The organism is Ruegeria sp. CH2 (genome assembly GCF_056537065.1).
On sequence record NZ_JBQFQV010000006.1, the window covers coordinates 100,361 to 122,078 of the forward strand.

Genomic DNA, 21,718 nt, shown 5'->3' on the forward strand with positions numbered 1-21,718 from the left:
TTGAATGGCCGCCAAAGACACGACCGAAGATCGCAAATCCGACGAGCAGGACCAGGAAATCTCGCTGGACATGAGCCAGGCCAACGTCAAGAAGATGATCGCCGAGGCCCGCGAGAAAGGTTACATCACCTACGATCAGCTCAATCAGGTTTTGCCGCCCGATCAGGTCAGCTCGGAACAGATCGAAGACGTTATGTCTATGCTCTCCGAGATGGGCATCAACATCATCGAAGATGAAGAGGCCGAAGAAGAAGAGAACAAGGGCTCGACCGAACTGACGACCACCGAAAGCAACCGCGAGGTTGCGTTGGCCGGGGCCGCCACCGAAAAGCTGGACCGCACCGACGATCCCGTTCGCATGTATCTGCGCGAGATGGGTTCGGTCGAACTGCTGAGCCGTGAGGGCGAGATTGCCATCGCCAAGCGGATCGAAGCAGGGCGCAATACCATGATTGCCGGCCTGTGCGAAAGCCCGCTGACCTTTCAGGCGATCACCATCTGGCATGACGAATTGCTGTCCGAGGATATTCTGCTGCGGGATGTCATCGATCTGGAAACCACATTCGGCAACCAGCTGGACGAAGATGGCGACGCGCCAGTCGTTGACGCGTCTGCCGTGCAGGCTGCGAAACCCGCGAAAGAGGCCGGGCCGGAACTGGATGCCGATGGCAACCCGATCACCAGCGACGACGACGATGACGAAGACGATCAGGCCAACATGTCGCTGGCCGCGATGGAAGCGGCATTGAAGGATCAGGTTCTGACCACGCTGGAGCGGATCTCAACCGATTTCGCGATGCTGTCCGAAATGCAGGACAGCCGCATTTCGGCCACCTTGAACGAGGATGGCACGTTCAGCGAAAAAGACGAAGAGACCTATCAGAAGTTGCGGGCCGAGATTGTGCAACTGGTGAATGGTCTTCACCTGCACAACAACCGGATCGAAGCGCTGATCGACCAACTTTACGGTATCAACCGTCGCGTCATGTCGCTGGACAGTTCGATGGTGAAGCTGGCCGATCAGGCACGGATAAACCGTCGCGAGTTCATCGACGAATACCGCGGGCGTGAACTGGACCCCAACTGGCTGGCCGAAATGGCGGAAAAGCCAGGCCGGGGCTGGCAGATGTTCATCGAACGCTCGACCGCGAAGGTCGAAGAGCTGCGCAACGACATGGCTCAGGTCGGCCAATATGTGGGTCTGGACATCAGCGAATTCCGCCGCATCGTTCAGCAGGTCCAGAAGGGCGAAAAAGAGGCGCGGCAGGCCAAGAAGGAAATGGTCGAAGCCAACCTGCGTCTGGTGATTTCGATCGCCAAGAAATACACGAACCGCGGCCTGCAATTCCTTGATCTTATTCAGGAAGGTAACATCGGCCTGATGAAGGCGGTAGACAAGTTCGAATACCGTCGCGGCTATAAGTTCTCGACCTATGCAACGTGGTGGATTCGTCAGGCTATTACGCGTTCAATCGCGGATCAGGCACGCACGATCCGTATTCCGGTTCATATGATCGAAACGATCAACAAGCTGGTCCGGACCGGCCGCCAGATGCTGCACGAGATCGGCCGCGAGCCGACGCCAGAAGAACTGGCCGAAAAGCTGCAAATGCCGCTTGAGAAGGTTCGCAAGGTGATGAAGATCGCCAAAGAGCCGATTTCGCTGGAAACTCCGATTGGTGACGAAGAAGACAGCCAGCTGGGTGATTTCATCGAGGACAAGAATGCTGTGCTGCCGCTGGACAGCGCCATTCAGGAGAACCTCAAGGAAACCACGACACGGGTCCTGGCCTCACTCACCCCGCGTGAAGAACGTGTGCTGCGGATGCGTTTCGGCATCGGTATGAACACCGACCACACGCTTGAAGAGGTGGGTCAGCAGTTCAGCGTGACCCGCGAACGTATCCGCCAGATCGAAGCGAAGGCGCTGCGGAAGCTGAAGCACCCCAGCCGATCCCGAAAACTTCGGTCCTTCCTGGATCAGTAAGTATCAAGGCGCCTCTCCCGAGGCGCCTTTTTTTATTCCGGACACTCTTCACGATGGCCTGTTCTCCCATCACATTGGCGGGAACGCACAAGGGCTGGACCTTCTGTCCTTCTATATCCGTTCTGTCCACTCATGGGACGGGCCGGGGCGAGGTTTTTCAAGCTGATGACCCCCGGTCTCACGTCCGTATCGGGTGTTCTGTTCGCGTCTTGAACGCGCTGGGCGGCTGGCCTGTCCAACGTTTGAAAGCGGTCGAAAATGCGGCCTGATCCGCATAGCCCAGCGAATAGGCGATTTCGGACAAGGGCATTTCATTCTTGATAAAGGTCTGCGCCAGGTCGCACCGCAGATCGTCGACAACATCGCGGTAGCTGGTGCCTTCGTCCCTGAGGCGCCTGCTGAAGGTTCTAAGGCTCATCCCCAGATCAGCCGCGAGGCTTTCGGCCTGCGGGATTGCGCCGGGCAGGGATCGGGTAACCAGCCCTTCGACCTTGGCACGGGTCAGATGTTTGGGCGCGCCTCTCTCAGAAAGCAGGCGATCTGCATATTCCAGCAAGTGCTCTCTGAGTTGGGGGTCATAAGTCGGTACAGGCAGGTCCAGCGCTGAAAGAGGCAGGATAATCTCGAGGTTCTCGGCCCCAAAGGTCACGGGAAAACCGGCAAGCTTTTCAAATCTTCGGGCGTGGTCACCGACCCTGTGCTGAAACCGAATTTCTATCGGATAGAGATTGACTTGCGTCAGGTTCCGCATTCTGGCCAGGGCAGCAAATATCAGGAATTCGGTGCGTCTGTGATACCGCGCAAATCCGGGGTCTTTCCACTCGGCTTCCAAGGTCGCAAAGTTACCCGCGACGCGCAGGTTAAGCGCGATGGCAGGGTCGATGATACCGTGAAAGCGCGAGAGGTTCTCCATCACCTGTTTCAGGTCGCGGGAATACTTGCTGATATAGGCGGTCACGGTCGAGGCTGATGTAACCTCAAGACCCGTGCGGGCCGCAAACGTTATGTCATGGGTGGCGTCACATGCATAACGGATAAACAAAGCCTCGCTTTGTACGCTGTAGGTTGAAACCGGCGGCGCGATATCCTGAGGGCGCAGCCCTGCCATTTTCAGGACATCGCAGGACATGTCGCCATTTCCAGAATAGCGGTCCAGCGCCTGAACAAACAGATGAAGTCGGCCGATATCGACATCCATCGCGAAACAGTACCTCAAATTTTAAATTACATATGCAGACTATCGCGGAATTGTCTTTCATGATCGACGGTGCTGACAAGTGGATTTCACACAGAAGCAAGCCGTCAGTGGCAGTTTCTCGAAATTTATTGACCGGTATGGACAAGCATCGCCATGTGCAACGAACCACTTCAGTGGTGTTGCCGGGTCCAGACCTTTATGGGGATGAGGTCAGAGCCTCGGGGAAATCACCAGCCTCTGGTTAAGGCTCCCCGGCACGCCCCCACACCTTTCATACATGTCGCATTGCTTCGCTCAGGTGGTTTTGTCAGGCTGGCTTCAAGTCAATAGTTCCGGTGTAAAACCTTGCAGGGTATATTTGAGAATACAGCGGTTTATGGCCAAAACCTAATTGTGTTTGACGGCGAATGCGTGCTGTGTTCGGGGTTTTTCCAGTTTATGCTGAAACGTGACCAGCGCCATGTTTTTCAATTTGCAACGGCGCAGTCCCCGCTTGGGCAAAAGCTATATCGTGATCTCGGCCTTCCCACACAGGATTTTCAAACAAATCTGGTGGTCGTGAATGGCGCTGTTTTTCAGCATCTGGATGCGTTTGCGGCGGCGATGCGACAGTTGCGTGGCCCATGGTCGCTGTTATCAATGTGTCGGCTTCTGCCTCGGCTTATCAAGGATCCGGCCTATCGCCTGATCGCACGAAACAGATATGCATTCTTTGGACGTTCCGAGACATGTCTGGTTCCCGGTCCCGATATCAGGGCTCGTTTTGCCGAAAACGGGTACTAGCGATGGGCGATCCGTTTCTTAAGGCGATAGGATCGACCGAAAGGTTGCCAGAGGCGGTTCGAGTTTTGCACATGAGCGAGGGCTGCTTTGCAGGACGTTGCGACATCGAACGTGGCAAAGGGATATGGGTTGCCCTTGCAACACGTCTGGCCGGGTTTCCGCAAAGCGGCAAAGACGTCCCCGTCTCCGTGCACATTGATACTGATGGCGAATTCTGGTCATGGGATCGGAATTTCGCGGGCCACAAAACCCGATCAACTCTGAAATATGATACGAAAAGAGAGTGTGTCCGTGAATCTTTTGGCGCGATCTCGATCTGGTTAAAGCCCGTTTGGTGGGAAAATGGGATGCATATCAAAATCCTCCGCCTGACCGTGTTTGGCATCCCGATGCCATCTTTTACCTTGCCGCGATCAAGAACGCGCGAATGGCAGGACAAAGCGGGGCGCTTTCGGTTTGATGTGTCTGCAGACGCGCCGGGACTGGGAATGTTGATCAGATACCAGGGCTGGCTCACGCCGGTTCACGCATCGCACGAGACGGACTAAACAGAACGTGAGCGACCCTGTGCCGACGGAGCTTATGGCCTAACCTTTTTGAGACACACAATCAGGGAATTATGACAATGAAACATACACGGACATTTGCCGCGCTTGCCGCCCTGGCGTTCAGCATTCCAATGACGGCTGACGCGGCACCGCACGGTTACCGGACCGAGCCGATAAACGCCACCGATTTCGAAGTTATTCCGCGCGGCGACCAGCGTACCGAAGGATACTGGTGCGCGGCAGCGGATTATGCACGGCGTACATTGGGCGCGGGCTGGCGCGATCGGATCTACGTGTTGCGCGGGTATGGGCCAAGCGTCACCACCGGTCGTAAAACGGCGGTTCAGTTCTCGACCAAGCCGCCCCAGAATGTGGGTGCACAGCCAAGCAGCTTTGTTACAATCGGTTTTCAACCTGGCACCAGCATGTCTGTACAAGGCGCGAATGCCAGGTGTAACTATCGACCGTTCTATAACGACTGACAAAACGGCGAGACACCGCGAATGCAGACTGAATTTGTAATCCGGACCCAAGGATCAGGTCTTTACGAATTCACGTCCGAGGTGACGCAGTGGCTGGGGCAGGTGGCGACGGATGGCTTACTGACGCTTTTTGTTCGCCACACCTCCTGTTCATTGCTTGTTCAGGAAAACGCAGACCCCGAAGTTCAAACTGATCTTCGGGCGTTTTTCGAAAGGCTGGTGCCGCCGTCCAATCACCCGGCAATGTCGTATCTTCGGCATACTTATGAAGGCCCCGACGACATGCCAGCGCATATAAAGGCTGCGCTGTTGCCGGTATCCTTGTCGATACCTGTGGTGCAGGGTCGCCCGTGCCTTGGAACATGGCAGGGGATATATCTGTTTGAACACCGCACGGCACCACACCAGAGACGGATTGCAGCGCACCTTGTCTGACCCTTTATCTAGCGGTTGAAATTTCCGACTACCCAAACTCTAGTTGCTGCCCTATAGTTGTGGATAAGTAAGTCGCAGCGCTTACAAAAAGAGGCGGAACAAGGGACGAGGAGACGGCGGATGCGCTGCCCGTTTTGCGGAAATATCGATACTCAGGTAAAAGATTCACGTCCGGCAGAGGACCACGTGGCAATCCGCCGACGCCGGTTCTGCCCGGCCTGTGGCGGGCGGTTCACGACCTATGAGCGTGTGCAGCTGCGTGATTTGGTTGTCATAAAGACCAATGGTAAGCGCGAGGATTTCGATCGCGATAAACTGGAACGTTCGATCCGCATCTCGATGCAGAAACGGCCAGTTGATCCCGAGCGGATCGATCAGATGATTTCGGGTATCGTGCGTCGGCTGGAAAGCATGGGCGACACGGATATCCCGTCCCACAAGATCGGTGAGATCGTTATGGAAGCTCTGGCGCGGATCGATACCGTCGCGTATGTTCGCTTTGCGAGTGTGTACAAGAATTTCCAGGCGGCCGATGATTTTGAGGAGTTTGTCCACGAACTGCGCCCGCCGCAGCCACCGACGGACGAGTGAGCGAAAAAGATAAGCGTTTCATGGCGCTGGCCCTGTCACTGGGGCGGCGCGGTCAGGGGATGTGCTGGCCAAACCCTGCGGTGGGGTGTGTTATCGTGCGCAAAGGCCGGATTGTCGGGCGCGGTTGGACCCAGCCGGGCGGCCGCCCCCATGCCGAAACCGAGGCTTTGGCGCAAGCCGGGCAGGCCGCACATGGCGCGACCGCCTATGTGACTTTGGAACCCTGCGCCCACCACGGCAAAACACCCCCCTGTGCCGAGGCTTTGATTGCTGCGGGTGTCGCCCGTGTCGTGGCAGCCGTGGAAGACAGCGATCCGCGTGTCGCGGGGCAGGGCTTTGCCAAGTTGCGCGAGGCCGGAATTAAGGTCGTAACCGGTGTCCTCGCAGAGCAGGCGGAACGTGATCTGGCGGGCTTCTTTCTGAAGACCGAACAGGGCCGACCTTTCGTGACCCTCAAGCTGGCCAGCAGTTTTGACGGGCGGATCGCAACCTCGACCGGGCACAGCCAATGGATTACCAGGCCACAGGCGCGCCGCGTTGTCCATGCCATGCGTGCGCGACACGACGCGGTGATGGTCGGAGCGGGTACAGCGCGGGCTGACGATCCCTCACTGACAGTTCGGGATCTTGGCATTGATCATCAGCCCGTGCGCGTTGTGGTTTCGCGCCATATGGATATATCCCTGATGGGGCATTTGGCCCGCACGGCATCAAAGACACCTGTGTGGCTCTGCCATGCGCATCACCCGGATGCCGAGCGCGCGAAAGCCTGGGAAGGATTGGGCGCAAAGCTGATCCCCTGTGCGTTGAAAGATCATCAGGTTGACGCGGTCGATCTGCTCCAACAGTTGGGGCAAGCCGGTCTGACCAGCGTCTTCTGCGAAGGTGGGGCGGCGCTGGCAGCGTCGCTGCTGGCCGAGGATCTGGTGGATGAACTGGTCGGATTTACCGCTGGATTGACCATCGGAGCCGAAGGTCTGGCTGCCGTGGGAACATTGGCTTTAACGACACTGGACGCCGCGCCACGGTTCGAACTGGTTGAAGCGAAAGTGGTGGGTGGGGATATCCTGCACCGTTGGCGCAGGGCGTCGGACTAGGTTTAGCGCCACAAGTGCGCATGTGTCGCAAACGCGCCCTGAAGTTTTGACAGAACTCGATTGAACGGACCGGTCGGGGCACAAGTGCCCTGCGCCAGACGTTCAACTGCAACCTCGACCGGGCAGGGTTGCCCCGTGACCGGGTCGAAATAACGAGGGTAATCAATCAGGGTGGCATGGACGAGGCCCATCAACGTTGGTCGTGCGCCACGCCGGGCGGGAACAACCCCCAGATCCGTGGTCAGCCCCCAACCCGCATAAAAGGGCGCGCCCAGAGTTGTAACCTTCACGCCGCGCAGCAAAGCCTCGAACCCCAGAAGCGATGTCATGGTCCATACTTCCTGCACGTGCGGCAACAATGACGCGGGGTCTGTTTGGGTTAAAACAATGTCTGCAATCGCCTCGGCATCGATCCTGCCTTCGCGCAGACCCGCTTCGACATCGGGGTGGGGTTTGTAAATCAGGATCGCGTCGGGATTGGCATCGCGCACAGTTTTCAGCAGGTCCAGATTGTTGCGGACCGCGCTGGTACCCAACAGGATCGAGGCGTCGTCCTCGACCTGTCCGGGCACAAGAATACGATGGCCTTCGGGCAGGGGGCTGGTCGGATTGCCGGTATTGTATTTGCTCAGGCCTTCGGCCAAAAGGTTTTCGACAAGACGTTCCGCGCGCAGGTCCTGATCCGGCCTCAACGTTTCACGCAAAGTGATCAGCTCTTCCAACTGGCTGGGTTTTGTCGGGTCGTAGTAGATACCGATCTCGTCTGTCACCAGCGACAATGGCGGGACCAGTGCCGCCCCAAGCCCGCGTGAACGCAGGAACCCGTCTTCGACCCGAACCGCCCCTTCGGTGTTCCTTGCCTGGCTGGCCCATACCATGTGGGGGCGGTCCGGTGTGCCGGGTTGAGATGCCGTAAAGCGCAGCTTTCCATGTTGCCCGAAAAACTGTTGCAGATGCCTGCGTTTCCACAAGCGCATCCCGGATGCCGTCCAGCCGTTCTTGTCCTGTCGCCAAGCGCGGGTATTTGCCTCTAACGTGTCCAGTACCGTTTCCAGCTCGCACAGCTGATCGCGATAGGGGTCATACCAAGTCGGGTACAGCAGCATGGCGGCCGCGAACAATTGCGCCCGTGTCAGGCTGCGCTGGCGGCGCGGAACGGGTCTGTCATCCTGCGTCAGGCCCCATCCGGCATAGAAAGGTTGGCCGAACACACGCGGTTTGTGGCCCGCCAGAATTGCCTCGAACCCCAGTTGCGAGGACACGGTGTAAACAGCAATAGCCCCTTCAAGCAACGGCCATGGGCTGATCGGATCGCTGAACCGAGATATCCGGTCTGACAGGTCCTGATCGGTGAAATGCCCCTGACGGTGACCCGCCAGTGTTTCAGGATGTGTCTTGATCAGGATACGCGCGCCGGGGTTTTCCTCCTGCGCCAAGACAAGCATTTCAAGAAACCGGGCGCGGTCCGCTCCGCTTGCAGTTACTGAAGCATCGCCGACCGTCTGATCGATCACCAGAACATAGCCCGGATCGGGTGAATCAAGATCGAGATCGAAGGCGGAATATTTGCTGAGGTTAAGCTCTCTGATCCGCGTGATCGCGGCGCGGGCACGGTCCAGCAGGGCCGTGTCATCCAGAGGGTGCGTGGTCAGCACTGTCTCAAGTTCAGACGGCGTGGCGGCATCGAAATGCAGGCCGGAACGATCCAGCAACAGCCCCAAGGGGGGCTCGCCATTCCGGCCCGGGTGCAGAGATCTGAGAAAGGCGTCCTCGACCCGCAGAACCGGGGCAGCGTGTTTTTCGGCGATCTTAAGGCCGCGATGTGCTGTCGGGCTGTTGCCCCAGACGCCTACGCAATCGCCTTCTTTCGGAAGTCCCAGACGAATGTCGTAACCCGAAAGCGTCAGAATTCGTCTCAGACGTTTCTGGGTCAGAAAGCCGCCGTTATAGACAAACAGCCGATTTAGCCCGCTCCCGGCTGACGTGTCGGGATCGGGACGCATGCATCAATTGCCAGTTAGCGTGGCAACGTTTGCAACGGGCGTCAGACCGCCTGCGATAAGTGAGATCGACTTGCTCCACTGCGCATAGGGCGCTTCGGTCACGTAGATTGTATCATCATCCCGGATCACGAAATCGCGTGCAATGAACAGGCCGTTGGGGGCTGTCAGGTTCAGCAGGTAGATCATGCGCTGATCCCCTTTGAGGTCGGCGCGTCCGGTGATACTGCGGGCGACATCCTGACGTTCCTTGCGCAGAATGAATATTCCCGTTGGATCCGAGGAAAGCGTCAGCAGACCACCGACCTGCGCCAAGGCTTCCAGAGCCGACAGGTCCTGGCTTTCAAATGCCACGCGCGATTGGCCCCCGGTTGCGCCAAGGGCGATATACGATCTGCTGTCCTCTTCCACCAGAATGCGGTCGCCTCCGCGCAGGGCGACGTCCAGCTTGGGGTTGCGGAACAGGTCCTCGTACCAAACGGTACCCTTCTGATCGCCCCGGATCAGGGTCACCAGCGCGATGTCCGACGCGACCGAGACCCCGCCCGCCTGGGACAACATACCAAGCAGCGATCGGGTTGGCCGTTCAATCGGATAAATGCCCGGTGCGGCGACCGTGCCCGTCAGCGAGACGGTGGACCCGTCACCCGCGACGCGCCGCACTTCGACTTGTGGGTCCGGCGTTTGTTCCTGAAGCTTGTCTGTGATCAGAACGCGCAGCTGTTCCGGCGTGTTTCCCGCGGCCCGAATCCGGCCTGCATAGGGGACAAAGATAAATCCGTCACTGTCGACCTGAACCTCGTTCAACGCGGTCGCAAGACCGGTTTCGCCTGACAGCAAGCCATCGTCGACGTTTTCCCAGATGGTCAGCCCCAGCACGTCACCAGGGCGGACGGTATCTGCGGTCAATGTCTGGGCACTGCTGAAGGAGGACGAAAAGCCATACTGAGGAACGGCGGACGTAGCGCGTGTGACATTGTCGTCAACTTCAACGACATATGCGTTGCCCCCGTTTTGAACTGAACCGGCCAGAATTTCGGATTTGTTCGGTCCGGATTTTGGCAACTGGCACGCAGCCAGCAGACCAATTGCAGCCACAAGGGACACACCCCGCATCCATCGCCTAAGAGAGACTTTCACCGCCCGATATCCTCAGTCTTTTGTAGTTGCGTGCAGATTAGCTGGTAAGTTGCTTAACTTCCAGTCACACACCACCCGTTTCATTCGACGACTTTCAACTGTGTCGTTCGCGCCTCGTTCGTATTCAGAACCGATTGGTAAGGATCGTTGGTGTCCAAAAGCATATCCACGGCGCGACGCAGCAGCTGACGGCGGCCACGTCTTGAGTAGAACCCACCGGGTACCTGACTGGTTTCCAGAAGAAATTGCCGATAACAGCGATAGGCTTCGGCATCCGGGTGGCGGGGACCGGCGAAAAACGCTGCGATCGGCTGCTGTGAGACGAAATCGGGCTTGTCGTAAACCGAACGCCCGAATATGCGCAATGGAATGCCCCGCCACAGGACTTGCTGTCCGGCAGTGGAATTCACGGTGACGGCCGAACTCGCCTCATCCAGCAATCTGGCCAGCTTGCCGCCCGGCACATAATGAACCCGGTCGCCGATGCCATGTTTTCCGGCTATCTCGCGGGCCCGGCGTCGCAACGGTTCGCGATGGTTTTCCAACGGGTGTTCCTTTACCACCAGCCTGTGATGGGCAGGCGCGCCCTGCGCAAATCCTTCGATTACCAGCTCAAGAAATTCACACATGCCCGAAAAGCTGGAATGAGCCTGCACCGAGCTGTCATGCCCAAGCTGCAACAGAACGAGGTGGTAGGGGTATCCGCCCCACCTGACCCGCGCCGTTGCCACACTTCGTTGAAGGCGATGAAAAGGCATCAAAAACAGGCGCTTGAGGTACAATCTGAATTCTTGCGAGACAGGTAATTCCCTGTGCGGTTGAAAGTTGCGGTAGCGGCTGTTCAGGGCCATCACGAACCAATGATAAAGGGCGCCATAGAAGATATGGTGCCGCATGTCTCCCCAATGCGACGGTGGCGGCGGCGCCTTTCGGTCGGACAGGGCCAAGGCCTGGCGCATCTGCTGAACGTCCAGCGACATCAGCCGGGAATTTCCGTTTGATCCGTCCCGCTCATAAGTCACCCACCATGGGCGCAGATACCCCTCCTCGAATACATGAACGGTAACTCCGCAAGACCGCGCGATTTCGACCGCACGCGCATGTATGGGTCTGGTGTCGCCATATAGAACAATATCCGTAACAGCTTTTTCAGCGATCAAAGAGGACAGTGTTGCGGGCCAGTTTTCCGGTTTGTCCTGAAACGGGATGTAGCTTGCCTTGTCAAACCAGAACGCCTGATCGCCTGCATTGAACCCAACCCGCCAGACCCGAGCCCCCGTGGCGCGCAACATACGCCCCAAGGCCGGGAAAAAAGGTCCGTGCGGGCCCTGAAGGAACAGGAAGACCCGATCATGAGACCTTGAAGGCGGGTGCGGCATCCGAACTGCTCGTATTGTTGTTGTTGCCAAAACTATGCCCGTTTGGTCGGTGTACGGCAAGGCAGGGCTTGCCCGCGCGGCCCGTTGGCCTTACCTCGACGGTGATAGTCAGGCACAGGTTAGGAACTGAGGGTTAACGGAATGTTTACAGGGATCGTCACCGACATGGGCACCGTCGCCGAGCTGGAGCAGCAGGGAGACCTGCGTGCGCGGATCAGGACTGCGTATGACACTGCGGGCATCGATATCGGGGCCTCGATTGCCAGTGACGGTGTTTGTCTGACCGTGATCGCACTGGGCGACGATTGGTATGACGTCCAGATCAGCGCGGAAACCGTCTCGAAAACCAATCTCGACACCTGGACTGTCGGCAAGCGTGTCAATCTTGAACGTGCCCTGAAGGTTGGTGACGAATTGGGCGGTCACATCGTCTCGGGCCATGTGGATGGCGTAGCCGAGGTGATCGCGATTAAGGAAGACGGCGACAGCACACGCGTCACCTTGCGCGCGCCAAAGGATCTTGCACGGTTCATCGCGCCCAAAGGATCGGTGGCATTGAATGGCACATCCCTGACGGTCAATGACGTGACAGATTGCGATTTCGGCATCAACTTCATTCCACACACCAAAGAGGTCACCACCTGGGGCCACGTGCAGGTCGGGGACCGGGTCAATCTTGAGATCGATACACTGGCCCGTTATGTGGCGCGTCTGGCCGAGATGTCCTGATACCATACGTCGCGTCGGAGCAGACCTGCGCCGTTTGTGGACTGGTCTTTGTGCCCTCAGTGGTCTATTCCGCCGTTCAAACATGCCATGCGAAAGGCTGCCCAATGAGCTTTGAGACACCCGGCCCGGTCGAGGCCCGGCTGCGCGACGCGATCAGCCCGATCGAAGACATTATTGAAGAGGCGCGAGCCGGCCGGATGTATATTCTGGTCGATCACGAGGATCGCGAAAACGAGGGCGATCTGGTGATTGCTGCCGAGTTCGCGGATGCCGAGGCCATTAACTTTATGGCCACCCATGGCCGTGGCCTGATCTGTCTGCCTATGACGGCAGAACGGGTCGAAGCGCTTGGGCTGCCGATGATGGCGGTGAACAACTCGTCCCGGCACGAAACCGCATTCACCGTGTCCATCGAGGCGCGCGAAGGGGTCAGCACCGGGATCTCTGCCGCCGATCGTGCGCTGACCGTGGCGACTGCGATCAATGAGCAGAACACAATGGCCCATATCGCAACACCAGGCCACGTCTTCCCCTTGCGCGCCAAGCGGGGTGGGGTGCTGGTGCGTGCTGGTCATACCGAGGCTGCCGTTGATATCTCGCGTCTGGCCGGTCTAAACCCCTCGGGCGTGATCTGCGAGATCATGAAACCCGACGGCACCATGGCGCGTCTGCCTGATCTGGTTGAGTTTGCGCAAGAGCACAACATGAAGATCGGCACGATCAGTGACCTGATTGCCTACCGGTCGCGCAACGACAATCTGGTGGTTGAAACCTCGCGTCAGATGGTGACGTCAGAATATGGCGGCGAGTGGGAGATGCGGCTGTTCACCGATCAGACCCATGGCATCGAACATGTGGTCATGATCAAGGGCGACATCACCACACCCGAACCGGTGTTGACCCGCACCCATGCTCTGCACGAGGCCCCCGATATTCTGGGTCTTGGTCCGAAATCCTCGCGCGAACTGCCGCGCGCCATGGAAAAGATTGCTGAAGAAGGACGGGGCGTGGTCTGCCTGTTCCGTCAACCGCGCAACTCGCTATATGCGACGGGTGACGAGGGGCCGCGCACCATTAAACAAACCGGTCTGGGGGCCCAGATCCTGTCCAAGATGGGAATTCAGGAACTGGTTCTGCTGACCGACTCGCCAGAAACCGTATATCTGGGGCTTGACGCGTTTGGCCTGTCCATCGTCGGTACCCGTTCGATTTTGAAGGAAGACTGATCATGGCTGCTCAAGACGAACATGGCGTTCTGCCGACACCGACATTTGACAAGCCGGTCAAGCTGCTGATCGTGGCGGCGCCGTTTTATCGTGCGATTGCCGATAACCTGATCACGGGCGCGAAGGCCGAAATCGAAGCCGCGGGCGGAACCTGCGAAGTGGTCGAGGTGCCCGGCGCGCTGGAAATCCCGACCGCCATCGCAATGGCCGACCGTCAGTGCAACTTTGATGGCTACGTCGCGCTGGGCTGCGTCATTCGCGGCGAGACCACGCATTACGAAACCGTTTGCAATGACTCCAGCCGGGCCATCCAGTTGATGGGCCTGCAGGGCCTGTGCATCGGCAATGGCATTCTGACTGTGGAAAACGACGCGCAGGCCGAAGTCCGCGCGAACCCGAAAAAGATGAATAAAGGGGGTGGGGCTGCTGCTGCGGCCTTGCATCTGATCGCGCTCAGCCGTAAGTGGGGCTCTTCCAAAAAGGGCGTTGGTTTCAAACCGCCGTCCGAGTCCATCCTCGTGGCGGGCGACAGCAACGGACCCTCGACAGCATGACCAAGACAGACGCGCCGAAACCGGCCAACCAGAAACGCCTGATGAAATCCGCCGCCCGGCTTTATGCCGTGCAGGCGCTGTTCCAGATGGAACAGTCCGGGCAAACGACCGAAGCTGTCGTGAATGAGTTTCTGGATCACCGTTTTGGCGCTGTCTATGAGGGTGAGGAAATGTTGGACGGTGATATCAGTGTCTTCCGCTCGTTGGTCGACAATGCGGTGAACTATCAGGCGGCCATCGACCAGATGACGGACCGTGCGCTGGTCGCCAAATGGCCGATCGCTCGGATTGACCCGACCTTGCGGGCGCTGTTCCGTGCGGCTGGGGCAGAGCTGACCCAAAGCGACACGCCGCCAAAGGTTGTCATCACTGAATTTGTTGACGTTGCGCGTGCGTTTTTCCCGGAAGGCAAAGAGCCGAAATTCGTCAATGCTGTGCTGGATCATATGGCCCGCGAGGCACAGCCCGAGGCATTCTGACGCCTTTACGAGAACCAGATATGCGCTAACTTGAATGTCATAGCGCAAAGAGGTTCGCCATGCCCAAACTGATCCGCCTTTATATCACGCAAGTTGCCTGGGGCTTTGTCATTTCGGCTGTGTTTGTCGGCGTCCTGTTGGCGCTGAATGTCGCAAACCTGCGCCATCTGATAACCAGTTCGGAAATCGGTCTTATCGCTTTGGTGATGATCTGGTTCATGAACGGCATTGTCTTTGCCGGTGTCCAGTTCGCCTACAAGATCATGAGCATGGCAGAAAAGCCGCAAGGCCCGCGCCGGGGAACACCGGTTTTAGATGATTTGAAACCAGTTGCGATCAAGCAAGAGGCGAGTGTTTCACGCTAATTTTGATGCCAGGCTTTATCACACCAAGCCTCTTATGGGTTCTCTGGCATATCGTGAGATGGTTGCGCCGACATTGACTGTTGCAGCTTCAAAGCAGATGCAGCCGCTGTCACGTTTGTATGCGGTTGATTTCAGCCTATCGCGGATATTCAGAATGGCGTATCTGGGGCCTTGGTCTGAACATATTCCTTCAATATAGCGCTTTGAATAACCTGCTAATAGGAAGGGACTTTGATCATCTTGTCCAAGCGACTAGTTTGACAACATGGCCTCCGTACCACAATTAACCGACTGGATGATTACCGAAGGACGCCGCTCAGGCGACCCCGTGAAAGTAGTTTCTCATTTCTGCTCGTCATTAGTTGACGAAGGCGTTCCACTCTGGCGAGTCAATATTGGTCAGCGGTTCGCCAATCCGTTACTTATTGCATGGGGGATAGTCTGGACCCCTGACCGGACCGACAGCTACGACGTAACTCATGAAACGATGTCGACAGACGGGTATGTTGGCAGCTCATTTGAGTACATTCTGGAGCACAGAAAGCCACTTCATAAAAGTCTGCGACAACTTGATCCAAGGACCGAGCATTCATCGTATCTTGAATTCGCTGAGTCGGGTGGCACAGACTACTATGCCACCCTTATGTATTATGGTGATGGATCTCTGCACGGATGTACATTTGTTACACAGGACCCAGACGGTTTTTCACCGCAACATCTGGAATTGATTGAGGAAGCTCTGCCTGCTCTATCGTCCGCCTTGGAACCCGTCACAATGCGCAAGTCAGCCAAGGGGCTTCTACGAACATATCTTGGTGATGGGCCCTCTGATGCGGTTTGGAATGGGCGGATCAAGCGGGGCGAACGAACGACAGTTGATGCAGTTGTCATGTTTTCTGATTTGCGAGGTTTCACGGCTCTTTCGGAAGCCGCTCCCGAGGTGGATGTTTTTGACGCGCTGAGCGGTTACTTTGATCTGGTTGTGCAATCCGTAGAAGAGAACGGCGGCGATGTTCTCAAGTTTATGGGTGACGGTATTCTCTCGATCTTCACCATCGCAACTCAGGTTGACCACGCCGACCGATGCCGAAAGGCTGCGCAAGCCGCACAAAGTGTATTGGCCGGTTTGACGACGCTCAACAGTCGCCGCGTTGAGGCTAATAAGTCGTCTTTGGATGTAGGAATCGGGATCAATGTTGGGCAAGTCAGCTATGGCAATATCGGCAGTCCGGGAAGGCTTGATTTCACGGTTCTCGGGGGCGCAGTGAATGTTGCCAGTCGCATAGAAGGTCTAACCAAGTCTATCGGTCACAGAGTGTTGGTAACATCAGCGATTGCTGGGACCTCACCTGATCTGTTTTTGCCTTGTGGGGTTCACGAAGTTCGTGGCCTTGCTAATCCAATCGAATTGTTTTCTCTCATCGAAGGATAGCCTTGAACCAGTTTGCATGAATATTCTTGGGGCCAGGGAATGGGTGCTATGTTTCAACAGGAAGGCTGGTACACTAAGTTAGCATTGCTTTTGGAAGAATTGGGCTATCAGAGCGGATTAATTTGATCTGCATGGCATCCAGGCGTGTAAAGACCGACGTTGGTGGTGCTCTGAGCCAATTCAGCAATGTGGCGGGACCACCAAACAACCGTGTGGTTTGATTCCCGAGGACCTGTATATACAGGTGGGCGCCAGGTAATCAGGCCAGGACCTGAACAGAGCCAGCCCCCTCGGAATTGCTTAAGGCCACCAGAATGCTACCTGTCACAAGAAGGGCAGAACCCGCCACGCGCTTAAGTAGGGCGTCTGACGGGTTCGCACAAGGGGTCAGGCATCAACAGTTTCGTGCAATGCCGTGCGCATCTTGCCAAAGTGCTCGTCCCAACCCTTGTCCAGCGCCAGGATCAGGCCAAAGGCATCGGCCCCCTGCGGCAGGCCTTCATGCCGCAGGTCAAGGCGCGTCCCGCCTGCGACGGGTTCCAGGGTCCACTTGACGACGCTCACCGCGTCGCCCATCGGTTTTACGGTGAACGTGTATTCCAGATATTTGGGAGGGTTGGCAACGCGAACCTCACCCCAGATCAACAGTTCGCCGCTTGTTGTGCCAAACATCTCCAGCTTTTGACCCGCGGTCAGAGGATGTTTCGGTTTGTGGAACCATTCCGCCAGGCGATCCGGGTCTGTAAGATAAGCCCATACCGTTTCCGGTTCGGCCCTCAGAAAGATCGATTTCTTCAGAACTGCATCGGTCATTTCGATTTCCTTTCAACAGCTTCCTTGAGAGAGTTGAGGCGATCGTCCCAGAACTGGTCAAAATACCTGAGCCAGTCCAGAACGGGGGCCATCCCCTGTGGTTCAAGACGGTTAATGCGTTCGCGGCCACGGGTTTCGACGGTGATCAAGCCGCCGTCGGATAGCACGGTCAGATGCTTTTTGACCGCGGCCCGAGTCATGTCGAACTGGTCTGTCAACTGCCCGATGGTCATGTCCTGAGACGAGAGCAATTGTACAATGTCCCTACGTGTGGGATCGGCCAGCGCACGGAACGCGTTTTGAGTTCGGTTATCCATAAGCAACTCCAGAAGAGATACCATTTGGTATCGTATTAATATGATGCCAAATGGTATTATGTCAAGCGCGATGGAGCACTTTACTTTTGTTCACCAATTGTTCACATTTGGGGTATGTTGTTAGATTTGCAGCCCGGACAGAAACTGGCGCGTGGCGTCGCACGCCACCTTGCCGCGCATGGTTTTGTTTCTGTTGAAGAATTCGTTCCGGCACGTGGTTTGCGTGTCGATGTGATGGGGCTGGGTCCCAAAGGTGAGATTTGGGTGATCGAATGCAAATCCAGCCGTGCCGATTATCAATCGGATGCCAAATGGCAGGGCTATCTGGAATGGTGTGACCGATTCTTCTGGGCCGTGGATACCGAGTTTCCGACCGATCTGTTGCCTGACGAAACGGGCTTGATCATTGCTGACGCCTATGATGCCGAGATCGTGCGCATGGCGCCCGAGGACAAGCTTGCCCCGGCGCGGCGCAAGAAGATGATCCAGAAATTTGCGACAGATGCAGCACGCCGACTGCATGCGCTGCGCGATCCGCGCTTGTAAAAGCTCAGCCTTTGACGGCGAGGGCGGCCTGTATTGCGGCGCGGATCTCGTCGGCGATTTCTTCGGCTTCCTCGGGGTCGAAATCCATCGGAATCTCGATGCCGTCGGCTTCGATGAACAAGCGTACCATCCCCTGATCGGTCGGACCGATTTGCAGGTTGGCCTGAATATCGCGTTCGGTATTGATGCCCATCGATGCCTCCGAGACTGAGCATTCGTGCTAGCGCGCACGGGGTTGAGAATCAAGTCACCTTTGCGGTCAGATAAGACATGGATAAAGTGGTTCTCAGAACGTTTCGCCCCGATGATGCCGCGTGGCTGGTCGAACAGCACGGGTTACTCTATGCGCGCGACGAAGGATTTGATGACAGCTTTGCCCCATTGGTTGCGCGCATCCTTGAGGAGTTCATTGCCAACAATGACCCGTCCTTTGAAAAAGGCTGGATTGTTGAACGGGCTGGGCAAAGATTGGGTAGCATCTTCTGCGTGCGTGTTGACCAGACAACCGCCAAACTACGCCTCTTCCTGCTTGTCCCCGAAGCGCGCGGACTTGGGTTGGGGAAACGGCTGTTACAGACCTGTACAGACTTCGCACGCGAGGCTGGATATCGGGAAATGGTTTTGTGGACCCATGAAAGTCATACGGCTGCCCGCGCGCTTTACAGGGCGTTTGGCTGGGAACTGATCGACAGCAAACCGGTGCATTCCTTTGGCGTCGATCTTGTCGAACAAAGCTGGAGAATTAGGCTTTAATCCTCTTGCATTCCCCCGGCGCGTTCGGTACATCGCCCCTCACAAAGTGCCGCCTTAGCTCAGTTGGTTAGAGCGCTGGATTGTGGATCCAGAGGTCCCCTGTTCAAGCCAGGGAGGCGGTACCATTCCCCCCAAATCGACTGTCCGTGTTCGCATCACCAAGCGTATTACAAGCGTAGTGTAGGCTTGAACGCCGGAATTTACGGCGCGCTGTCCTTTAGCGCGCCAGGTTCAGTTTGAACCGCATTTTTGCCCGTTTGGCGGTGGGCAGGTGGCGGTTCAGGCGTTTGTTGATCAGGCCAAATCCCCCGACAATCACCAATGTCAGCAGGATGAAATAGAACGCCAGAATTGGATAGGGGATGAAGGGGTTGAACGTTTTGTCCGCGAAATAGCTGGCGTAATAGAGCGCGTCGCCACGTTGTTGCCAGGCCGGAAAGGCCGAGAAGAAGACCAGCGTGGTGGCATGGAACAGAAAGATCGCTTCGTTCGTATAGGCCGGCCAGGCCAGACGCAGCATGGTGGGCCAGACGATCCGCCGAAACCGCGACCAGCCGGACATGCCATAGGCATCTGCCGCTTCGATATCTCCCTTGGGGATCGAGCGCAGGGCACCGTAAAAAATCTCACCCGAATAGGCTGAGGTGTTCAGGAACAGCACGATCAGCGCCCCCAGCCAGGCCGAGGTGAAGGCGTCGAACATCGGATATGTTTTCTTCAGCGACAGGAAGAAGAAATAGGCAAAGAAGAACTGGATAAAGAGAGGCGAGCCCCGGAACAGAAAGATGAACCATTCGGCAGGTTTGCGCAGCCATTTGTTGGTCGAGGCTTTGCCGACGGCCAGCGCGGTGGCCAGAAAGAACCCGGTCGCCAGCGCCATGACGCCGAAATAGATGTTCCAGATCATGCCCGAGCCGATCAGGGTGAACTGTTCGCACAGGGTGAAATCGGTTTTAGGCAGCAGGCGCTCGCCAAAGCCAAGCGACCGCAGGCCGTAATCCTGAATGGTCTGGATGCAACTCATGATCGGGCTCCTTGGAAAGGAGATTGCGGGCGCGAGAGAGATTGCTGTGCAATCGCGTGCGGCACCCGGTTGCGGTCTTGAACGCGGATCATCATGCCGTGGTCTCCTTGCGCAGAAGCTCTCCGCCGGAAGTGGCCTGTCCGTGGGACAATCGCCGCATCAGTTTTTCAAGCCCAAGTTCCGAGAAACGGGTCATGCCAAGGTAAAAGATCAGCAGGAACAGGAAATACCACATGCGCCAGTCGCCATGCGGGTATTGCGTGAATTTCGAGGTTTTGGTGCCGCCCAGTTCGCGCGCCCAATACACGATATCTTCGACGCCCAGCAGGAAGAGCAGGGGTGTCGCCTTGATCAGCACCATCCACAGATTGGACAGGCCGGGCAGCGCGTAAACCCACATCTGAGGTACGAGGATTTTCCAGAAGGTCTGGCGGCGATTCATGCCATAAGCTTCGGCCGTTTCCAGTTGCGCATGTGGTACGGCGCGCATTCCGCCGAACAGGACATTGGCCGCGAAAGCACCAAAAACGATAGAGAAGGTGATGACCGCAAGGAAAAACCCATAGGTTTCATGCACCCATTCAGGCGCGGTTCCAAGTGGCAGCTTGGCGGCCTGACAAACGAGGAAGTCATTGCCCTGGCGGATTGGGTCGGTCCAGTCCGGGCACAATATCTTATGCCGCGTCCACTCAAACGCCTGATCCAACGCGATGACGAAGAACAGGAAAAACGCAATGTCGGGCACGCCGCGCACAATCGCGATATATCCTTTGCCCAACCAGCTGAGGGGCGGGAAATGCGAGCGCGCCGCCATGGCTCCAGCAAACCCGAAGCCAAGAGCGACGGGCGCGGTCACAGCCAGCAAGGCCAAAACCTTGATGAAAGACAGGTAGAACGACCAGTGGACGCCATTGGTCAGGTAGCATGAAAACCAGCGGAACGTGCCCAGCGTGTCAGGATCAGCGCAGTACGAGAACATATGGCGTCTTTCCAACGTCTGTTCCGGCTAGGCCGGAAGCGGCCCGGCGCCAAAGCACCGGACCGGGATTGGTCAGGTCTTAGTTGGTGACGACCGAACCGTCAGTACCGTATGTGGCGGTGCCCTCACCGAACCACTTGATCAGCATCTCGTTCAGCGTGCCGTCAGCTTTCATCGAAGTGATGGCTTCGTCGAATTTGCCGCGCAGTTCACCGTCGCTTTCACGCAGGCCCATGCCGACACCGCCGCCCAGCGGAACCGGATCGCCGATAAAGACCAGCTCACCGCCCGATTCCTCGACCAGCGGCACCAGATAGTCGCGGTCGGCCAGAACGGCATCGGCTTCACCGTTACGGACGGCTGCAATGGTTTCTTCCGGGGTCGCGAATTCGACCAGGGTTGCACCGGATTCGGCAACGTGGCCTGCCTGGATCGTGGCGGTTTGCGCAGCAACGACACCGCCGGTTACGTCTGCCGAGTCAGAGGTCGCGACATAGGCCGACGCGGTCGGCGGGTAATAGTCTTGGGTAAAGTCGATGACCTCATCACGTTCGGCTGTGATCGACATACCGGCAATGATGGTGTCGTAGTTGCCCGAGACCAGGTTCGGAATGATCGAATCCCAGTCGTTCTTGACCCATTCACACTCCAGGTTAGCGCGTTTGCACAGCTCGTCGCCGACTTCACGCTCGAACCCGTCGATTTCACCTGCATCGTTGATGAAGTTGTACGGAGGGTAGGCGCCCTCGGTGCCCATGCGGACCGTGTCGGCCATCGCGATACCAGCAGTCAGCGCCAGGGCTGCAGTGGACAGAATCAGGTTTTTCATTGGTTACTCCCCAGTTTTGGTTCTGTTCTTGA

Annotated in this window: 25 protein-coding genes and 1 tRNA gene; 16 read left to right on the forward strand and 10 right to left on the reverse strand. The window is 57.0% G+C overall.

The genetic code is table 11. The annotated features are described in order from the left end of the window. The first annotated feature begins 4 nt into the window (after positions 1 to 4). The gene (gene rpoD / locus ACR0M9_RS10745; protein ID WP_209504318.1) at positions 5 to 1,987 is read left to right on the forward strand and encodes an RNA polymerase sigma factor RpoD; all 1,983 of its coding nucleotides are present in this window, start codon (positions 5 to 7) and stop codon (positions 1,985 to 1,987) included. A gap of 178 nt (positions 1,988 to 2,165) precedes the next feature. Here rpoD and ACR0M9_RS10750 read toward each other — a convergent pair whose 3' ends face one another. Then, the gene (locus tag ACR0M9_RS10750) at positions 2,166 to 3,185 is read right to left on the reverse strand and encodes a helix-turn-helix domain-containing protein (protein WP_480773558.1); all 1,020 of its coding nucleotides are present in this window, start codon (positions 3,183 to 3,185) and stop codon (positions 2,166 to 2,168) included. Between the two features lie 393 nt (positions 3,186 to 3,578). Between ACR0M9_RS10750 and ACR0M9_RS10755 the strand changes: the two genes are divergently transcribed. From ACR0M9_RS10755 to ribD, 6 genes are all read left to right on the forward strand, one after another. Beyond that, entirely contained in the window at positions 3,579 to 3,968 is a 390-nt protein-coding gene (locus ACR0M9_RS10755) for a thiol-disulfide oxidoreductase DCC family protein (RefSeq protein WP_480773559.1), read from the forward strand. A gap of 2 nt (positions 3,969 to 3,970) precedes the next feature. After that, positions 3,971 to 4,516 (forward strand): DUF4166 domain-containing protein, encoded by a 546-nt coding sequence (locus ACR0M9_RS10760; RefSeq protein WP_480773560.1) that lies wholly within the window; start codon positions 3,971 to 3,973, stop codon positions 4,514 to 4,516. Between the two features lie 77 nt (positions 4,517 to 4,593). Continuing rightward, on the forward strand, positions 4,594 to 4,998 hold the full coding sequence (locus ACR0M9_RS10765; RefSeq protein ID WP_480773561.1) for a hypothetical protein: 405 nt from the start codon (positions 4,594 to 4,596) through the stop codon (positions 4,996 to 4,998). A 21-nt stretch (positions 4,999 to 5,019) separates the two neighbouring features. Beyond that, positions 5,020 to 5,433 carry a secondary thiamine-phosphate synthase enzyme YjbQ gene (locus ACR0M9_RS10770; RefSeq protein ID WP_480486070.1) on the forward strand — a complete coding sequence of 138 codons (414 nt, stop codon included), beginning with the start codon at positions 5,020 to 5,022 and terminating at the stop codon, positions 5,431 to 5,433. Positions 5,434 to 5,553: 120 nt separating this feature from the next. Then, positions 5,554 to 6,024, forward strand: a complete 471-nt coding sequence (gene nrdR, locus ACR0M9_RS10775; RefSeq protein ID WP_267367325.1) for a transcriptional regulator NrdR — start codon at positions 5,554 to 5,556, stop codon at positions 6,022 to 6,024. Beyond that, a complete protein-coding gene (gene ribD / locus ACR0M9_RS10780) occupies positions 6,021 to 7,121 on the forward strand; it encodes a bifunctional diaminohydroxyphosphoribosylaminopyrimidine deaminase/5-amino-6-(5-phosphoribosylamino)uracil reductase RibD (RefSeq protein WP_480773562.1) in 1,101 nt (366 codons plus the stop codon). Before nrdR ends, ribD begins: the two co-directional genes overlap by 4 nt. A gap of 2 nt (positions 7,122 to 7,123) precedes the next feature. Here ribD and ACR0M9_RS10785 read toward each other — a convergent pair whose 3' ends face one another. The 3 genes from ACR0M9_RS10785 to ACR0M9_RS10795 all read right to left on the reverse strand — a co-directional run bounded on the left by ACR0M9_RS10785 (position 7,124) and on the right by ACR0M9_RS10795 (position 11,640). After that, a complete protein-coding gene (locus ACR0M9_RS10785; protein ID WP_480773563.1) occupies positions 7,124 to 9,124 on the reverse strand; it encodes a capsular polysaccharide biosynthesis protein in 2,001 nt (666 codons plus the stop codon). A 3-nt stretch (positions 9,125 to 9,127) separates the two neighbouring features. After that, entirely contained in the window at positions 9,128 to 10,261 is a 1,134-nt protein-coding gene (locus tag ACR0M9_RS10790) for a polysaccharide biosynthesis/export family protein (RefSeq protein WP_480773564.1), read from the reverse strand. Positions 10,262 to 10,341: 80 nt separating this feature from the next. Next, positions 10,342 to 11,640, reverse strand: coding sequence for a capsule biosynthesis protein (locus ACR0M9_RS10795; RefSeq protein WP_480773565.1), 1,299 nt, complete (start codon positions 11,638 to 11,640; stop codon positions 10,342 to 10,344). A gap of 141 nt (positions 11,641 to 11,781) precedes the next feature. Here ACR0M9_RS10795 and ACR0M9_RS10800 point away from each other — a divergent pair, with 141 nt between their 5' ends. The 6 genes from ACR0M9_RS10800 (at position 11,782) to ACR0M9_RS10825 (ending at position 16,425) form a co-directional block, all read left to right on the forward strand. Next, complete coding sequence (locus ACR0M9_RS10800; RefSeq protein ID WP_480773566.1) at positions 11,782 to 12,369, forward strand: riboflavin synthase; 588 nt, start codon at positions 11,782 to 11,784, stop codon at positions 12,367 to 12,369. Positions 12,370 to 12,473: 104 nt separating this feature from the next. Next, entirely contained in the window at positions 12,474 to 13,595 is a 1,122-nt protein-coding gene (ribB, locus tag ACR0M9_RS10805) for a 3,4-dihydroxy-2-butanone-4-phosphate synthase (protein ID WP_267365297.1), read from the forward strand. A gap of 2 nt (positions 13,596 to 13,597) precedes the next feature. After that, positions 13,598 to 14,149, forward strand: a complete 552-nt coding sequence (locus ACR0M9_RS10810; protein WP_209504307.1) for a 6,7-dimethyl-8-ribityllumazine synthase — start codon at positions 13,598 to 13,600, stop codon at positions 14,147 to 14,149. Beyond that, positions 14,146 to 14,628, forward strand: coding sequence for a transcription antitermination factor NusB (gene nusB, locus ACR0M9_RS10815; protein ID WP_480481565.1), 483 nt, complete (start codon positions 14,146 to 14,148; stop codon positions 14,626 to 14,628). Before ACR0M9_RS10810 ends, nusB begins: the two co-directional genes overlap by 4 nt. 59 nt (positions 14,629 to 14,687) lie before the next feature. Next, on the forward strand, positions 14,688 to 14,993 hold the full coding sequence (locus ACR0M9_RS10820; RefSeq protein WP_480481563.1) for a hypothetical protein: 306 nt from the start codon (positions 14,688 to 14,690) through the stop codon (positions 14,991 to 14,993). A 265-nt stretch (positions 14,994 to 15,258) separates the two neighbouring features. Beyond that, positions 15,259 to 16,425: an adenylate/guanylate cyclase domain-containing protein gene (locus ACR0M9_RS10825; RefSeq protein ID WP_480492680.1), complete on the forward strand. Its 1,167-nt coding sequence runs from the start codon at positions 15,259 to 15,261 to the stop codon at positions 16,423 to 16,425. Positions 16,426 to 16,812: 387 nt separating this feature from the next. On the opposite strand, the gene ACR0M9_RS10830 is transcribed toward ACR0M9_RS10825, so the two are convergent. Both ACR0M9_RS10830 and ACR0M9_RS10835 read right to left on the reverse strand, forming a co-directional pair. Further along, positions 16,813 to 17,238, reverse strand: coding sequence for an SRPBCC family protein (locus ACR0M9_RS10830; RefSeq protein WP_480537534.1), 426 nt, complete (start codon positions 17,236 to 17,238; stop codon positions 16,813 to 16,815). Beyond that, on the reverse strand, positions 17,235 to 17,555 hold the full coding sequence (locus ACR0M9_RS10835) for an ArsR/SmtB family transcription factor (RefSeq protein WP_209504303.1): 321 nt from the start codon (positions 17,553 to 17,555) through the stop codon (positions 17,235 to 17,237). The genes ACR0M9_RS10830 and ACR0M9_RS10835 overlap by 4 nt, the downstream gene beginning before the upstream one ends. Positions 17,556 to 17,669: 114 nt before the next feature. Between ACR0M9_RS10835 and ACR0M9_RS10840 the strand changes: the two genes are divergently transcribed. Continuing rightward, positions 17,670 to 18,101 (forward strand): MmcB family DNA repair protein, encoded by a 432-nt coding sequence (locus ACR0M9_RS10840; protein ID WP_209504302.1) that lies wholly within the window; start codon positions 17,670 to 17,672, stop codon positions 18,099 to 18,101. Positions 18,102 to 18,105: 4 nt separating this feature from the next. Here the strand turns inward: ACR0M9_RS10840 and ACR0M9_RS10845 are convergent, their stop codons facing one another. Then, complete coding sequence (locus tag ACR0M9_RS10845; protein ID WP_117869403.1) at positions 18,106 to 18,294, reverse strand: DUF6324 family protein; 189 nt, start codon at positions 18,292 to 18,294, stop codon at positions 18,106 to 18,108. Between the two features lie 77 nt (positions 18,295 to 18,371). On the opposite strand from ACR0M9_RS10845, the gene ACR0M9_RS10850 reads away from it, so the two are divergent. Both ACR0M9_RS10850 and ACR0M9_RS10855 read left to right on the forward strand, forming a co-directional pair. Further along, positions 18,372 to 18,854: a GNAT family N-acetyltransferase gene (locus tag ACR0M9_RS10850; protein WP_480537535.1), complete on the forward strand. Its 483-nt coding sequence runs from the start codon at positions 18,372 to 18,374 to the stop codon at positions 18,852 to 18,854. Between the two features lie 48 nt (positions 18,855 to 18,902). Next, a tRNA-His gene (locus tag ACR0M9_RS10855) sits at positions 18,903 to 18,979 on the forward strand. Positions 18,980 to 19,071: 92 nt separating this feature from the next. On the opposite strand, the gene ACR0M9_RS10860 is transcribed toward ACR0M9_RS10855, so the two are convergent. From ACR0M9_RS10860 to ACR0M9_RS10870, 3 genes are all read right to left on the reverse strand, one after another. Then, positions 19,072 to 19,878, reverse strand: coding sequence for an ABC transporter permease (locus tag ACR0M9_RS10860; protein WP_480773567.1), 807 nt, complete (start codon positions 19,876 to 19,878; stop codon positions 19,072 to 19,074). Between the two features lie 91 nt (positions 19,879 to 19,969). After that, a complete protein-coding gene (locus ACR0M9_RS10865) occupies positions 19,970 to 20,857 on the reverse strand; it encodes an ABC transporter permease (RefSeq protein ID WP_480481688.1) in 888 nt (295 codons plus the stop codon). Positions 20,858 to 20,936: 79 nt separating this feature from the next. Further along, positions 20,937 to 21,686: a transporter substrate-binding domain-containing protein gene (locus tag ACR0M9_RS10870; protein WP_267365285.1), complete on the reverse strand. Its 750-nt coding sequence runs from the start codon at positions 21,684 to 21,686 to the stop codon at positions 20,937 to 20,939. Positions 21,687 to 21,718 lie beyond the last annotated feature (32 nt).

What these genes read in the sequence shown, in the direction of transcription:
- rpoD (WP_209504318.1), top strand. Translation starts at nt 5, where the DNA reads ATGGCCGCCAAAGACACGACCGAAGATCGCAAATCCGACGAGCAGGAC.
- ACR0M9_RS10750 (WP_480773558.1), bottom strand. Translation starts at nt 3,185, where the DNA reads ATGGATGTCGATATCGGCCGACTTCATCTGTTTGTTCAGGCGCTGGAC.
- ACR0M9_RS10760 (WP_480773560.1), top strand. Translation starts at nt 3,971, where the DNA reads ATGGGCGATCCGTTTCTTAAGGCGATAGGATCGACCGAAAGGTTGCCA.
- ACR0M9_RS10765 (WP_480773561.1), top strand. Translation starts at nt 4,594, where the DNA reads ATGAAACATACACGGACATTTGCCGCGCTTGCCGCCCTGGCGTTCAGC.
- ACR0M9_RS10770 (WP_480486070.1), top strand. Translation starts at nt 5,020, where the DNA reads ATGCAGACTGAATTTGTAATCCGGACCCAAGGATCAGGTCTTTACGAA.
- nrdR (WP_267367325.1), top strand. Translation starts at nt 5,554, where the DNA reads ATGCGCTGCCCGTTTTGCGGAAATATCGATACTCAGGTAAAAGATTCA.
- ACR0M9_RS10785 (WP_480773563.1), bottom strand. Translation starts at nt 9,124, where the DNA reads ATGCGTCCCGATCCCGACACGTCAGCCGGGAGCGGGCTAAATCGGCTG.
- ACR0M9_RS10795 (WP_480773565.1), bottom strand. Translation starts at nt 11,640, where the DNA reads ATGCCGCACCCGCCTTCAAGGTCTCATGATCGGGTCTTCCTGTTCCTT.
- ACR0M9_RS10800 (WP_480773566.1), top strand. Translation starts at nt 11,782, where the DNA reads ATGTTTACAGGGATCGTCACCGACATGGGCACCGTCGCCGAGCTGGAG.
- ribB (WP_267365297.1), top strand. Translation starts at nt 12,474, where the DNA reads ATGAGCTTTGAGACACCCGGCCCGGTCGAGGCCCGGCTGCGCGACGCG.
- ACR0M9_RS10810 (WP_209504307.1), top strand. Translation starts at nt 13,598, where the DNA reads ATGGCTGCTCAAGACGAACATGGCGTTCTGCCGACACCGACATTTGAC.
- nusB (WP_480481565.1), top strand. Translation starts at nt 14,146, where the DNA reads ATGACCAAGACAGACGCGCCGAAACCGGCCAACCAGAAACGCCTGATG.
- ACR0M9_RS10820 (WP_480481563.1), top strand. Translation starts at nt 14,688, where the DNA reads ATGCCCAAACTGATCCGCCTTTATATCACGCAAGTTGCCTGGGGCTTT.
- ACR0M9_RS10825 (WP_480492680.1), top strand. Translation starts at nt 15,259, where the DNA reads ATGGCCTCCGTACCACAATTAACCGACTGGATGATTACCGAAGGACGC.
- ACR0M9_RS10830 (WP_480537534.1), bottom strand. Translation starts at nt 17,238, where the DNA reads ATGACCGATGCAGTTCTGAAGAAATCGATCTTTCTGAGGGCCGAACCG.
- ACR0M9_RS10835 (WP_209504303.1), bottom strand. Translation starts at nt 17,555, where the DNA reads ATGGATAACCGAACTCAAAACGCGTTCCGTGCGCTGGCCGATCCCACA.
- ACR0M9_RS10840 (WP_209504302.1), top strand. Translation starts at nt 17,670, where the DNA reads ATGTTGTTAGATTTGCAGCCCGGACAGAAACTGGCGCGTGGCGTCGCA.
- ACR0M9_RS10845 (WP_117869403.1), bottom strand. Translation starts at nt 18,294, where the DNA reads ATGGGCATCAATACCGAACGCGATATTCAGGCCAACCTGCAAATCGGT.
- ACR0M9_RS10850 (WP_480537535.1), top strand. Translation starts at nt 18,372, where the DNA reads ATGGATAAAGTGGTTCTCAGAACGTTTCGCCCCGATGATGCCGCGTGG.
- ACR0M9_RS10860 (WP_480773567.1), bottom strand. Translation starts at nt 19,878, where the DNA reads ATGAGTTGCATCCAGACCATTCAGGATTACGGCCTGCGGTCGCTTGGC.
- ACR0M9_RS10865 (WP_480481688.1), bottom strand. Translation starts at nt 20,857, where the DNA reads ATGTTCTCGTACTGCGCTGATCCTGACACGCTGGGCACGTTCCGCTGG.
- ACR0M9_RS10870 (WP_267365285.1), bottom strand. Translation starts at nt 21,686, where the DNA reads ATGAAAAACCTGATTCTGTCCACTGCAGCCCTGGCGCTGACTGCTGGT.